At 37.3% G+C, this 13,796-nt stretch carries 12 protein-coding genes and 2 pseudogenes; all 14 read right to left on the bottom strand.

Features of this window, described 5'->3' with window-relative positions:
- Positions 1-11: 11 nt before the first annotated feature.
- Positions 12-1,400 (bottom strand): PTS ascorbate transporter subunit IIC, encoded by a 1,389-nt coding sequence (locus G573_RS0109365; protein ID WP_027976485.1) that lies wholly within the window; start codon positions 1,398-1,400, stop codon positions 12-14.
- Between the two features lie 20 nt (positions 1,401-1,420).
- Positions 1,421-1,702: a PTS sugar transporter subunit IIB gene (locus G573_RS0109370; protein WP_027976486.1), complete on the bottom strand. Its 282-nt coding sequence runs from the start codon at positions 1,700-1,702 to the stop codon at positions 1,421-1,423.
- A complete protein-coding gene (locus G573_RS0109375; RefSeq protein ID WP_027976487.1) occupies positions 1,695-3,752 on the bottom strand; it encodes a BglG family transcription antiterminator in 2,058 nt (685 codons plus the stop codon). Before G573_RS0109375 ends, G573_RS0109370 begins: the two co-directional genes overlap by 8 nt.
- Positions 3,753-4,098: 346 nt before the next feature.
- Positions 4,099-4,233 (bottom strand): annotated as a pseudogene (locus G573_RS11460) (transposase); the annotation flags it as partial.
- Between the two features lie 1,151 nt (positions 4,234-5,384).
- A complete protein-coding gene (locus tag G573_RS0109385) occupies positions 5,385-5,975 on the bottom strand; it encodes a CDP-archaeol synthase (RefSeq protein WP_027976489.1) in 591 nt (196 codons plus the stop codon).
- A 177-nt stretch (positions 5,976-6,152) separates the two neighbouring features.
- Positions 6,153-6,608 (bottom strand): annotated as a pseudogene (locus G573_RS11090) (carbonic anhydrase); the annotation flags it as partial.
- A gap of 148 nt (positions 6,609-6,756) precedes the next feature.
- Positions 6,757-8,019, bottom strand: coding sequence for a glycosyltransferase (locus G573_RS0109395; RefSeq protein ID WP_027976490.1), 1,263 nt, complete (start codon positions 8,017-8,019; stop codon positions 6,757-6,759).
- A gap of 103 nt (positions 8,020-8,122) precedes the next feature.
- A complete protein-coding gene (locus G573_RS11465) occupies positions 8,123-8,266 on the bottom strand; it encodes a hypothetical protein (protein WP_156888808.1) in 144 nt (47 codons plus the stop codon).
- 22 nt (positions 8,267-8,288) lie between these two features.
- Complete coding sequence (locus tag G573_RS11470) at positions 8,289-8,435, bottom strand: hypothetical protein (RefSeq protein ID WP_156888809.1); 147 nt, start codon at positions 8,433-8,435, stop codon at positions 8,289-8,291.
- A gap of 295 nt (positions 8,436-8,730) precedes the next feature.
- Positions 8,731-10,083 (bottom strand): PTS cellobiose transporter subunit IIC, encoded by a 1,353-nt coding sequence (gene celB / locus G573_RS0109410; RefSeq protein WP_027976491.1) that lies wholly within the window; start codon positions 10,081-10,083, stop codon positions 8,731-8,733.
- A 14-nt stretch (positions 10,084-10,097) separates the two neighbouring features.
- Entirely contained in the window at positions 10,098-10,616 is a 519-nt protein-coding gene (locus G573_RS0109415; protein ID WP_027976492.1) for a hypothetical protein, read from the bottom strand.
- A 12-nt stretch (positions 10,617-10,628) separates the two neighbouring features.
- Positions 10,629-10,943 carry a PTS cellobiose transporter subunit IIA gene (locus G573_RS0109420; protein ID WP_027976493.1) on the bottom strand — a complete coding sequence of 105 codons (315 nt, stop codon included), beginning with the start codon at positions 10,941-10,943 and terminating at the stop codon, positions 10,629-10,631.
- Between the two features lie 7 nt (positions 10,944-10,950).
- Positions 10,951-12,930 (bottom strand): BglG family transcription antiterminator, encoded by a 1,980-nt coding sequence (locus G573_RS0109425; RefSeq protein ID WP_027976494.1) that lies wholly within the window; start codon positions 12,928-12,930, stop codon positions 10,951-10,953.
- Between the two features lie 47 nt (positions 12,931-12,977).
- On the bottom strand, positions 12,978-13,295 hold the full coding sequence (locus G573_RS0109430) for a PTS cellobiose transporter subunit IIB (RefSeq protein WP_027976495.1): 318 nt from the start codon (positions 13,293-13,295) through the stop codon (positions 12,978-12,980).
- Positions 13,296-13,796 lie beyond the last annotated feature (501 nt).

Consider the following 13,796-nt stretch of genomic DNA (forward strand, 5'->3'; position numbering starts at 1 on the left):
ATTGTTTCTCCTTATGATTCTTCTGCTTCATCATAAACATTGTTTAAAGCTTCCTGAGATTTTGTCAAAACAGAAGGAAGGACTAAAATAACTGCTAAGACTGCAGCGATAATATAGATACCTGCCTGACCAACAGAGCCGCCGACTCTGCCCAGCAAAATACCAAAAACACCGAAATCAAAATCTCCAAAGGTCGTATTGGCAAAACCAAGTTTACCTAAAACCGGCAGAACAGCAGCTGGCAGGAAAGCCAGAAAAAGCCCGTTAACAAAGGAACCTAAGACAGCTCCGCGCCGGCCGCCGGTTGCATTGCCAAAAATACCTGCAGTAGCCCCGCAGAAGAAATGCGGTACCATACCGGGAATAATCAGTACACCGCCAATAGCTCCTAAAATAAACATACCAAGCAAGCCGCCTAAGAAGCTGCAGGCAAAACCAAGAATGACAGCTGTTGGTGCATACGGGAAGAAAACCGCACAGTCTACGGCCGGCACAGCATTTGGAATGAGTTTTGTCGCAATTCCTTGGAAAGCCGGAATCAAATCTGCCAGAATCATGCGCACACCGGCATAAACAATCGCAACGCCTACTGCAAAGGTCAAACCGCTGACAATGGCAAAAATGAAAGGATTTTTACCTGCTGCCAAGTCATCAACAACTTTAGGATGACGTATCAAACAGGCAATAACACCAATTAGATAGAAGGCAACCATAACAATCCCTGTTGAAATGGTCGTATTACGCAAAAAACTCCATTTTTCGGAAATTTCCAGTTCTTCCGTGCTGTGGCTGCCCTTGCCTACTTTGGACCCAATCCAAGCGGACAGGTAATAACCCAAACTGCCAAAATGGCCCATTGCAATCTCATCACCATCTGTTACTTTCAGCGTGTAGCGCTGACCGATTGCCGGAGAAATAGCGGACCAAGCCCCTAGAATAAAGCCACCGACAAGAATTAAGGCAGCACCTTTAAAATCAAGTGCCCCTAAAACAGCGGATAATAAACAAGCCATGAAAAAGCTGTGATGCCCTGTCAAAAAGATATATTTAAAGCGTGTAAAACGGGCAAAGGCAAGATTCAGCAGCAAGCCTATAATCAGAATGGACATGGTCTCTACGCCCAAAATTTTTTGAGCAACAGAGGTGACTGCTTCGTTGTTAGGGACTACCCCGGTGATATTAAAGCCTTTTTCAATCAGAGTTGCTAAAGGACCTAAATTATCCTGAATAACACCGGCACCAGCCGATAGCATGAGGTATCCTAAAATAGGACCTAAAGTACCTGTCAACACCTTGTGGCTGGGAGTTCTTAAAGCTACTAAACCCACAAAAGCAATCAAGCCCATTAAGAAAGCCGGTTCACTTAAAATATTTTGTAAAAATGTTAATATTGCTTCCATATTCTTTCTACCTCAACTTATTACGATTGATTCATTTCTTGTAAAACTGGAACCAAGTCTTCTTCAATCTTCTTGCGATTAGTGTAACTTTTAACAATGCAGACCTTAGCACCTTCAGGAAAAATATCCTTAAATTCTTTTACAGTGACATATAAATCAGCACCCTTGCCAACAGCAGCGTTAGAGTCACAAGATTCGGCGTCTACTTCAATCCCCAAATCTTTTGCAATGGTTTCAACTTTCATACGCAGCAGCAAACTGCTGCCAATGCCATTTCCGCAAACGGTTACAATTTTAATCATCTTTTTCTCCTTTTTCTATTGTCCGGCCAATGATAGTTAAAATATCTTCTTTTTTCTCTGCCGCAATCATAGCTTCTATAGCAGTCTCATCCTCCAAAACCATGGCCAACTGCTGCAGTGCCTTCAAATGCGCCGTTGTATCAACAGCCGCCAAAACAAACACTAACTGCACCTGTCTATCCGGATCGCCTTCTTTTTCCAAATCAAAATCAACCGGTTCTTTCAGCTGCAGCAGGCTGAGTCCTAGCTTATTAACGCCATAATCAGGAGACGCATGAGGAACAGCGACTTTGGGTGCCAGCACAATATAGGCTCCCAGTTTGTTGACAGAGTCAATCATACCGTCTATGTAAGCTGCTTCAATATACTGTTTTTCCAACAGAGGCTTAGCTGCCACTCGGATGGCCTCCTGCCAATTCCCGACAGCATCTGCCTGCTGAATAAAATCAATTGCTAATAAATCCAATAATCCTAATCCTCCAATCTCTTCTATTTGTTTGGCTCCAATAATATAATTTGATAAATCGTTAATCAAGGAAGAACGATCATCTATCGTCGCATGTTTACTGATAATTGCCAGCAATTCTTCTATCGAAATATCATCATCAATGGACAGCTGAAAATCTGCACAGACTTTTTTCTTCAAAATCATTTTTTCGATCGGATTCATCAATGGCTGAGTCACATAAACAGGTTTTTTATTTTCAAAATAAACCGTTGAAAATATGAGATCGTAACTAGACAAATCACTGTTTTGAATTTTATCCAGCTGATGAACTTCCTTGAAATGCATCTGCGGAAAGAGCTGCTTCAGTTCTGACTGCATGATCAAAGAGGAACTGATTCCATTTGGACAAACTGATAAAGCGGTCAATTTATCACCTGATGACTGACGTTTGCTGGTCAGGTAACCGCCAAAATGAATGGTAAAATAAGCCACCTCATCATCACTAATCGTCTTTCCGACAGCCTTTTCCAAAGGAGACAGACTCTTTTTAATGAGATAAAATAAGGAGCTGTACTCTGACATGATCTGTGATTTCAAAGGATTGACCAACACGATATCAAACAGCAGACGATAGTAAGCCGGCAGTAAATGCATATACAAATTTTTACGAAAGGCAATAGAATCTTGAAATTCCAGACCCGTATTAGCCCTTACCAATTCAATAATATCGGACATGATGGCAGTGACCGTTTTATCCGGAGCCTCAAAATAATCTCCCTGAATACAGCCCACAATCCGGGAGGCTGCAAAATCTCTTTCCTTTGACAAATTAGGAAAATCAGCAAGCAGCTCATTGATAACCTCTCCCGCTCTTGTTTTAAAGACGCGCTCCAGCTGATAAAACTCATCAGAAAATTCAGGTTCTAAGGACAGATGGTTTAAAACAGCCAATAAATAACAGACCTCGTTCATTTTTTCGGAAATGAAATAGACACCATACTTCTTTCCCAAATTGATAAAAGCTGAAGAGATATCCTTAACTTCCAAAGAGATCTGACAATGATAGGCAAGGTACTGTATCAGCCATTTGCCGCCGCTGAAAGAAAGCAGCTGGACAATTGTATTTTCCAACAGCCGCCTCAGATCCAGTCCTCTTCCTTTAAGATAATACCCCCTTTGTCTAGTATAGTTTAACTGCACATTAAATAAGAGAAGCTGCTTTTTAACAATCTTTAAATCAGTTAAAACTGAATTTTTGCTGATTCTCAAAAGCTGCTGTAAGTGATAGTTCGAAATGAATTGCCGGTTCAGAAGAACATATAAAATGATCATATCCTTACGCTCTTCCTGAAAAAGATAATCGTCAAAATCAGGGAACAGCTGTTCAAATAGATCCATGATTGAAACATTGGGAACAAAAAGACAGCCGTTCTCTATTCGAATCGGTTCATAATGATATCTTTGCAAGCTGTCATTGATTTTTACGATATCTGAACATAACGATTTTTTATTTGTTTTTAAAATATACTCCAGTTCATTAAAAGAACGGTTAGGATACTTAGAAAAGATTTGAAATTTTTTAATGAGCTCATTAGATAACATTTCAATTCCTCCTATGTCTATAGTATATAAGTAAGCGCTGTCACTTTCAAATTGTTTTGAGCACAATTTTAGTCGGGATTATGTCGTCTCCATTGGACCCATTTATCATAAAATCATATAAATAATTGGAACTGGTTTTATTAAAAATACTGTATCTATTAATACTTTATCATTTCCAAGTTCTTGTATTTATTCTTGGAAAGAGGGGGATTATTATTGTTCTGTTAATTATCAAAATCCAGAAAATATAGAAAAAAATATCTACCAGTTTTATCTCTAAAAAAATCATTCAAAGCTTATGGATATAATGTTAGCATTTCTAATATTGCTCCTTCTGAAGAAAACAAATATCAACCTGCATTTCCAACTCTTTATTGCGTTTTCTAAGCGCGATGAGCTCACGCTGCTCATCCGTTAGGTTATCTGCAGTTTTAAAAGAAGCAATTGTTTTAGCCTGTCTGACCCACTTACCAAAAAGAGAAGCACAACGGCCTTGCCCCTCTTGAAATGAGGAACAAGGCCGTTGCTTGATCGTTTATTATTTCACTGCCCACTTGACAGGGAGCTGTTCAGTTTCTCAGTCTTTTTGAATGACCAGATTTATTAACTCACTTAATTAAAAATCGGAATAGTTAGAGGGATATTTTTCTCATATTCCACATAAATTGTCAGAATCTTTTTTGTTTTTGAATTTTCGCATCAGACTTGTTAAATAATATTAATTTAGACCAAAACCCCTTGATTAAGAAAATCCTAAGCGTTAAAATAAAAGCGTAAATTTTCATAAAGTTTTCAAGACATACCTCGCTGTGAAAATAGTATGAAGATTTATTAAGAAACGATCACAGACCAATGTGGATATTTAGTAGGAGGGACAAAGAAGGGGGATATGTGTATACTCTAAATAAACGCTAATTATTTGAAGAATAGTTTTACTAGGAGAATATCCTCAGTCTAAGACTGTTTAGCTAAAAATATTTTTATGGAGGAAATATGAAACTGAATTTAAAACTAACTAAACATACAACCATGTCTAAAAGTACTTTCATTTTTATAGTAATCTATATCCTCAGCCTCGTTATACTAAGCCGTCTTCGCAAGTATGAATTAATTGATGGAAAATTATTCCTCGTTTTTGGGATTATGGAAATTTTAGCAACCATCTATGCTTGGATTGTTTTTATAAAAATAGTAATAGGACTATTATCCCATAAAGATTTTGTCTGATATACTTATGGTGCTGCTGGTGGAGCTTTGCTTTTTGGAACTGCTGGTTTTATTACTGGAGCTATTGATAACTATTAATGCTGGATCTTATTTATTCCATTTCTGCTCATAAAAATACAGACGTTTAGAGTAGACACGGTTACATTTTTGATTTAAATATAGAAAATACCTCTCCCCTGCTTCTACTCTTATAGGAAGTCAGGGGCTTTTTCTGAAAAAATTACCCATTGAGCCTATATCACTTTTTACAATAACCACCGGTATCAAAAGAAGCACAACGGCCTCGCTCCTCTTGAAATGAGGAACAAGGCCGTTGCCTAATCGTTTATGATTTCACTATCCCTTTGACAGGGAGCAGTTCACTTTTGTCCCAAACTCTTAATTCTTTTATAAAACAGAAAATCTTTATGGCAAAGCCTTTCTTTTAGCTTGAATAACCTGCAAAAGCAAATCAAGCAGAAAAGCTGTAAGCCCGCCTAAAAAGACATAGCCTACATAATAAGTGAATGTCATGGGATGAAAAAGAGCAATGGCAGCAATGGAGCCAATAAAAGAGTCCGCATGATCCAAGACAAGGAAAAACCATCTGGCATTGCCTTGACCCTCCTGCCCCGCAGGGATATTGAAGCGGCGCTTAATGAAGCTGGTGGGCAGATCACAAAGAGCATAAGCACTCCCTAAGAGAAATCCGAAAAAAAGATTGAAGAAAATATCATTGTGGTAATCAGCAACCAAGGACAGGGAGAGAAAATGCGGAATAATCCCCAAAATCAGTCCCCAAATGACCTGAAAAAAAGTGGTCAGAGCAATCATCCCCCAGAAGCCCTTCCACGTTTTATTGGGACCTAAAAAGCGCCTGCCGTCAGACGTTTTGAGACCGCCGTCAATCGGCTCATAGGTCCAAGCCAGAAAGTCAGATTCACAAAAAAACTTATTGGCAACCCCGGCCAAAAAGACGGGCAAAAGGGTCACATACATCATCGCAATTGTCTTCAAAAGGTCTCTCCTCTTTTCATATATGCTTATTATAGCACATTCTTAGAAAAGTGGAATAAAGACGTTCTGGGAAAATGAGGAAAATATCTTCATGTATCATTTGCTAAAGATTAAACACTTAATTAGATAAGATAAACTCTCAGCAATGCTGCTCAGACTTGGTTCTTTAAGAAAAAGCTACTCCTTGATTTCACGCCCGTTTAATTTTTGGATAGGTCGATTATTACTGAAACCAAGAGTTTTAGAGAATTTTTTAACTTGAGTCTGGCTAATGTTTTTTTGTTTTTTAAAAACAATCCAATTTACACCTTCCGTACATGGTGGCGTGGTTAAAGACCCTTCAAAATTGTAATAACTCAAATCTTTAGGAAACATCTGATTGATATTAATAGTCTTTGCCAGCTTAATTTTCCTTTCAGCCTTCTTAGGCATATTTCTCCAAACCGACTTCAAAGCCTTATTGTTAGCACCATATTGGTAAAGCACCGATACAACTGTAATTTTATTGTCTTTAGTTTTATAAACAAAGTGCTCTTCTAGCGGATATGTTTTACCATCAATTTGATTTTCACTTGGTGCGTGAAAATGGAACTGCTCCAGAGTATAGGTATTGTTGCCAAACTTCAGTGTATTATCCGAAGAAATTATAATACTTTATGAGAAGAAGACGAAGCCCTTTTTATACGCAATCTTATGGATTACATTATTTTTTTGAGTGCTGACGAAGTATCATGTGTGCCTGTCCAACTTTCATTTTACTTATTTATTTAATAGTATGGATTTAATAACTCCCTTCTGTATTTCTAGTTAACTTAATTTCCTTTTCTAATAGGGAGTGTTTTAACGTTTCCTTATTCTCAATAAGAAGTTTTGCCAAGTCGTATTCCTCACATTTAAATAACAATTTAGCCATTATATCCTCTAGTATATTTGTAGATTGATATTGCACCCATTTCATACTCTCCTTATTTTCTTGTAAATAACTAACATCTTTTTTTAAAGCAGCTATCTGCTCACGGGCATTCTCCATAATCTCAATATTTTTTAAAAGATAATAAAGGTATATTATAGAGGTGTTATTGCGGTAATTTTCCTTTTGCAAAGATAAGACTTGCAGGGCTTTTTCAACTTCATAGTTATGAATCAAACATCTAACATAGTTAATGACCAAAGATTCTTCAAAAAAAGTATCTTTACTGTCACTGCTTAATTTGTTAAGTTTAAAATAAATGTTTTCAATTGTTGAAAAATAATTTTTATCATGATTTATCCCATAGTTAAACGGTAATAAAGCGTACCATTTAATATAATCTGGCTCTATAGCAATATTTTTTTGTAATAATTTATAATATTTTTCTTCTTTATTAAACTTAGCTAACTGTTCTTCAGACCTACCAGAATTGTAAAGAGAAAACTGAGTTTTTATTTTTATTAAATTGAGTGATCTAGGCTCTTCATGAACATATCCATAAAAATTTATTGTTTCTGTATTTTTATACAATCTCTCAGCCCAATTTACTACTACAGAATCTTCTGCTGTCTGCTTAAAGCACAAACAAATGTCATCCTCTGGTAAAAGATAATCCAGTACAGATAAAGTTAATTTTAAAGCTTTGCTGTCAACATTACCTAAAAATTGCTCATCTGAATCAATAAAAAAATTCCAAGAAGAGAGTGATGAACTGGATAGATTCGCTGCTTTATTTCTCATTAATGCAAAATTATTTTCCCATACCAGTTCTCTTAAAACTATTTTCGTATTTTCTTGCTGCAATTGCTTTACTACTTCAATGGTTTTATCCTTTGACCCTGTATCATATACATATATGCAATCAGAAATCTTATCTGCACTAGCAATTGCATTTTGTATCAATTGTTCTTGATCTTTTACCAAAATAATAGCATTTATGCTAAGATCATTTGCATTATTAATAAGCTGATTTCTAATTTTTAAATTATTCCAAATAGAATAGACTTTCTTTTTAGGTATACCTGTATCTTCAATATCGATATTGTTAAAAAATGTATTAAGAAAATTATCCATAAACCTACCATAAATTATAAAAATTTTAACGAAATACCCCCTAAGTTGAAGATTGTCTTGACTTAGGGGGACATCAGTATATTATCTTGCTAACATTTAAAAATTAAAGACCTACATTCAGACTTACTTCATTGAAATATTTTCCAAATGCATCGAAGTCAATCCAAGATCTGCCACCAACAATTTCAGACATGTCTTGCTCATCTAATTTTTCAAAAATTTCTTCCATTTTTTTTAGCTCAGTCATAATTTTTCTCCATAATAAAAAATTAAAGACCTATATTTAGGCTTACCTGATTGAAATATCTCCCAAATGCACCGATGTCATAAACCCAAGATCTGCCACCAACAATTTCAGACATGTCTTGCTCATCTAATTTTTCAAAAATTTCTTCCATTTTTTTTAGCTCAGTCATAATTTTTTCCTCCATAATAAAGAATTAATATTTCTAAGGCCTTTGAAGATATTAAGAACGAAAACATTTGACAAGTATTTTCAACTATTATTATAGCTCGTAGATATTTCTAGTAAATTACTTTTCGGTCACAAAAGCATAAAGAAAAATTTGAAAATTCAAAACTTTTAAACAGCAAGAAAGTCGCTATAAAATAAGGTCTAAACAAAGTAAAAGCCAGCGTCTTTATAGGCGCTGGCTGGTGATGCGGGCGTATAACACTTGTTCGAATCTCCCGTTTAACGGGTAGTTAGGATTAGATCCCTTGTTCTTCTTTAAGCAGTTTTCTGTCGTAATTTCTAATAAATGGATAGTAGACAAGAAAAGCAGCTACAGCGCAAACTAGGGCTAAAATGATAGCTTTCCAGTCTCCCGTTCCTGTAAAGGCACCGATTCCTACCGGAGTTGGCCAAGCAACTTGAGCAAATACCGCCTTAATCAAATCTAATTTCATGGCAAAGTAATAAAGAGTAGCAGAGGTCATAGGGGCTAAAATAAACGGAATAATCAAAGATGGATTATAGATAATTGGAATCCCGAAAATAAGCGGCTCATTGATATTGAAAATAGCTGGGACAACTGAAGCTTTACCAATAGCACTTAATTGTTCTGATTTGGCACGGGTTGCCAGCCAAATACATAATCCTAGAGTCGCACCGGATCCGCCGGCGATAACAAACATATTAGACCACTCACCGGCAACAATATAGTGAGCTCCTTTAGCATTAGCTGCCATATTGGCAAGAGCAATCGGGTTAACAAATGGCGCAAAGATAGTATTGGCGCCGTGAATACCAACACTCCACAAGGCTTGTGTTAAGAGATAAATAATCATAATGCCTAACCAAGTATCGGTTAAGTTTCTGACAAAGCCAAATGGTGCCGCAATAACTTGGAAAATGTCTGTTCCTAATACAATAAAAATACCGTTTATGAATAAGACAACAAATGCAATCACAAATCCAGGTATCAAGGCGGTAAAACCGCGGGCTACTCCTTCTGGCACAGCTTCCGGCATTTTAATAACCCAATTATGTTTCACACACATTCTGTAAAGCATAACAGACAAAATGGCCATAATGATAGCTGTAAAAATCCCTGACGTTCCAAAGCGTGTAATAGCGCCATCAGCAATTGCCCAGCCATCTGATACTACCTTACCTTCTTTTAGGTTAAGAATCGCTGACATGGAGCCGCCTTTAAAAATAATTTGCGGAACAGTCATCAGAAAGGCAAAGAGTGAAAGCATTGCACCATTTAAAGGGTTAAGATTTAAATCTTCTTCATCAGCATATATTTTAGTTAACTCATAACCCATAGTTAAAACAAAATAAAGTGATAAAGACCCCATAGTAACATAATAAGCAAGCATATAAAGACTTGAAAACTTATAAAATGATGCTTCATAAATATCTCTTATAACCGGCCAAAAACTAAATGAATCTGGTAAAACATTAAACACCAAAAACATTGATCCAACGATTGTAAAAGGTACGGAAGCAACACCCGCTGCCGTAATGGCTCGGACAACTTTATACTGCGCAATGACACTCATTGGCCCCATAAGATACTTGTCCAAAAAACCAAACAGTCCTTTTTGTTCATCCATAAATTTTTCCTCCATTAAATATACTTTTCAATATGGTTATGAAAACGATGATAAAATTTGTCTTCATTGTTCTTGATTTGTCTGATACGTTTGAGATTATACCAGCAGATAACTAAACCAAGAAATTGCAGCAGGGCAAAAAATATATGAGCCGGCATCGTATCTGAAAAGAAAGGAACAGCTATTGGCAGCTGCCGAGGAATCATAGTGGCAGCCAACAGCAACAGCTCTACGATGACCTGCATTTTTAATGCTCGCTCAGTATGTTTAAGATAAACCTCCTTAGCTCCATAAAGTTTAAACTGCTCGGCACAGGCTGCAATAATTAAAAACAGCAGAATCACTGGTAAAATGAGATAAACGCTTGGCCTGTAAACCAAAGAAAGTATCCAATAAAGATTCACAAAGAAAAATAAGGCCAAACTGTATCTAAACAGCAAATAGCGTGAAAACAGATTATTTTTTAACGTCATCGTTTTTTTCAGCTGCTGATTTTCCGCCTTTTTTGAATCTCTGTTTAATTGATGAGACATCCCTGCTCCTTTCTAATTTACTTTTTTATACAACTCCATCATTTCAAGGGCGACTTCTCTTAAGGTCATGGTTGTCATGAGATGATCCTGTGCGTGAACCATGATAATTTCAATTTTAATCTCAACGCCGCTGGCATATTTCTGTAAAAGTTCGGTCTGCGCCTGATGAGCTTTAAGCATTTCACCATTTGCGTCTTCAAGCTTTTGCTCAGCTAGTTCGTAACTGCCTGTACGCATGGCATCAAAAGCCTCATGAACAAGTGTTCTGGCATTTCCGCTGTTTAAAATAATTTCAAAGGCCGCAACCTGTAATTCTTCTGTATCCATAAAATTCCTACCCTTCCTTATTGTCAGATAAAAAAACCTGCCTAAACGCTGTGAACGAGTCACTTGCACTCAGCTTCTCCTGCAGCTTGGGCTGATCTGTTAAATCAACAATCCTATTTGTAATAGCAGCCAGTCCCTCATTTTCATAGATAGACGGCGACACCAAAAAAACTAATTGAACCTTGCTAAAATGCCTATCCCAGTCAATTCCATGCTTGATAACAGCCACTGCAATTTTATGCCGCTTATCAATCGCCTTGATAGGATGGGGCACCGCAATGACATCGTTGAAAGCTACAGTGCTCATTTCTTCACGGCGATGCACTAAATCAAGCATTGATTTGGCGTAGCAGGCATCTTGCTTATCGTTGAGAGAGTTCACCATCGATATCAAGAGTTCTTCCTTGTCAGCACTGTCAAAAATCTGAAAATAGCGCTCTGAAAAATAGTCATCGAAAACCTGCTCTAAGATAAGGTCATCTTTAGGTTTTTCTATTTTTTTAGAAGACGGCTGAAGTGTCAGTATTTTTTCCTTAATCTGAGCAACTTCGTCCTCTTTTAAGAAGACACTGACGGTCAGGACAGGAACACTAAAAACTAAATGCGACAAATCAATGGAAGAAATGATGAGATCAATTCCCTGCAGCCTATCATCGCTGATATCGTAATAGCCGATAACATCTGCAATGTTAATAAAAGGGCTCAGTTCATTCTTAAGGCGGTTGTTCAGCATTTGAGCACTGCCGTAGCCAGTTGCACAGATGACCAAAACATTTAATTTATTTTCTTCGCGCTGCCGCTCCAAAGATGCCATCAAATGGAGGGTAATATAGGCGATTTCATCATCAGATAAACGGTAATCTGCAAAAGTCGCTAAATCGTCCAGCAGTTTTTGAGTCAAGTGAAAGGCATCACTGTACTGCCCCTTGATTTCTGCCAGCAGCGGATTGTCCAAATGAACATCAATGGCCAAACGCTCTGCCAATACTTCCAAGTGAACCAGTAAGCCCTCGATCAAAGTAAAATCATCTGCAAAATGATAACCGTAGAGCCCGTCAATTTTTTTAAGAGCCTCAGTCAGATCATGACGTAAAAGCATATTGCTGTCCTTAGATTCTAAGGACTGCCCGTCATTTTTTTGCGTAATCAGATGCAGCGCGATGTAGTTTACCTCTTCCCTTGGAAAATTCAGCTCCATGCGGTTTTGAATTCTCTTTAGGATGCGCCCGGCAACCCTAATTTCCTTATGAAATTTCTCATCATCAATGGCAATGGGCGAAAGATCAAAGCCGTCCTTAACCCGCTTAATGGCAAGGGCAATGTGAACAACCAGATTTTGAATCATAAAATCTGACAGCTTTAAATTGTCACTGCGGCATTCATCGAGCACGATGATGGTCAGCTCTTCAAAGCTGATGGGAAGATTAAAGAATTCATCTCCTACATACTGGTGCAGATTTTTAAGGAAGTGACCGCTGAAAAAGTAATCCATAATGAACCGCCTTTTATCGTGCTCACTTCCTTTGACAAAAACGCCTTTATTAGCTCTGCTTTCAATAGTTAAATCATATTTCAGCAGTTCTTTTCTGATTTTTTTGAAATCTGAAGACAAGGTGGATCGGCTGACATAGAGCTGATCCATCAGGTCATCAAAGAAAATCTTATCTTGTTCAAAAATAAGTTTATTTAAAATGTAGTTATGCCTATCAGTGATGTCAATCGTTTCTCTCGTCTGATCCAAATGATTTTCCGAGAGAAAAGACAGATGCTTTTGCTCGTCAATGACCTGCATCTGATAGCCATAGCCCTGCTTAGCAATGATCTTAATACCGGTATCCTGCGGCGAATAAGTCATAAGAGACTTAATATAGGTTCGGGCTGTTCGATCTGAACAGGATAAATGCTCTGCCAATTCTTTACTCGTCACAAATCGGTCTCGGTGCTGAGATAAGTAATTGACAATCGCCTTTTCCTTTTGACCTAGCATAATTACCCTCCTTATTCTGCTCTAGGAATAACTATACGGCCGCCTTTTCAGAGATTGTCTTTAACCAGCTGTGCCATTTTTTCAATTCCCATTGGGATTGGAATATAAGCTTGCGGCGGAATTTGCACAATCGGTTTATTTTTCTTAGCAGCCGCGTCTGCCAGCTGTTTGAAGTTCATTTTGGTTTGAGGACTGACAAGATAAAGATCGTATTTATCTGCCTCAATACGTTTTTGTCCTTCCGGAACTCCTACTGCATCCATTTCAATATCTTCACCCTGTTCTTGAAGAAGGGTCATTGTTTTTTTAGCAATCATCGAAGATGACATGCCTCCTGCACAGATAATTAAAGCTTGTTTTGCCATAATGGTTTCCTCCAAATATTTTTTAGCTAACTCTATTATATTTGTATTCGCTTACATTATCCATAGATAATATTTCCGTATCATTACGGAAACGACTGCACCAAGTCATAATATTTTTCCGTAATGGCCTGAAAATAGGCAAAAAGACCGGCTCAGGTTGTAGACAAACTTCCAAAACTAAATTCTCTCTAAAATTTTATCATAGAATAGTATCACTTTTCATTTTTATAAGGTGATACAAACATGAGCGAAGCCTAACCCGATACTTTCCGACGTAGCAAAAGAGGCAGAAATATTGAATTTCTGCCTCTCGGAGATTTTGAGACCTAGGCTCAAAATCTAGATATGGAATTCCGAAGGAAGTCGCTATGACGATTGCCATTAGAAATCGAAACTATTTCTAATGGTAATCTAATGCAAAACCTAGTCAAGAGCTATAGCCTTGGCGTTTGGTTTTGCCGTCCGCATCACCTAAGGAAAGTATCATAACAAAATATTATT

The sequence above is a fragment of the Streptococcus devriesei DSM 19639 genome, from assembly GCF_000423725.1.
Classification (GTDB): Bacteria; Bacillota; Bacilli; order Lactobacillales; family Streptococcaceae; genus Streptococcus; species Streptococcus devriesei.

Bases quoted from the DNA above. Each gene is read 5' to 3' on its own strand.
- G573_RS0109365 (WP_027976485.1), bottom strand. From the start codon at position 1,400: ATGGAAGCAATATTAACATTTTTACAAAATATTTTAAGTGAACCGGCT.
- G573_RS0109370 (WP_027976486.1), bottom strand. From the start codon at position 1,702: ATGATTAAAATTGTAACCGTTTGCGGAAATGGCATTGGCAGCAGTTTG.
- G573_RS0109375 (WP_027976487.1), bottom strand. From the start codon at position 3,752: ATGTTATCTAATGAGCTCATTAAAAAATTTCAAATCTTTTCTAAGTAT.
- G573_RS0109395 (WP_027976490.1), bottom strand. From the start codon at position 8,019: ATGGATAATTTTCTTAATACATTTTTTAACAATATCGATATTGAAGAT.
- G573_RS11465 (WP_156888808.1), bottom strand. From the start codon at position 8,266: ATGACTGAGCTAAAAAAAATGGAAGAAATTTTTGAAAAATTAGATGAG.
- G573_RS11470 (WP_156888809.1), bottom strand. From the start codon at position 8,435: ATGACTGAGCTAAAAAAAATGGAAGAAATTTTTGAAAAATTAGATGAG.
- celB (WP_027976491.1), bottom strand. From the start codon at position 10,083: ATGGATGAACAAAAAGGACTGTTTGGTTTTTTGGACAAGTATCTTATG.
- G573_RS0109415 (WP_027976492.1), bottom strand. From the start codon at position 10,616: ATGTCTCATCAATTAAACAGAGATTCAAAAAAGGCGGAAAATCAGCAG.
- G573_RS0109420 (WP_027976493.1), bottom strand. From the start codon at position 10,943: ATGGATACAGAAGAATTACAGGTTGCGGCCTTTGAAATTATTTTAAAC.
- G573_RS0109425 (WP_027976494.1), bottom strand. From the start codon at position 12,930: ATGCTAGGTCAAAAGGAAAAGGCGATTGTCAATTACTTATCTCAGCAC.
- G573_RS0109430 (WP_027976495.1), bottom strand. From the start codon at position 13,295: ATGGCAAAACAAGCTTTAATTATCTGTGCAGGAGGCATGTCATCTTCG.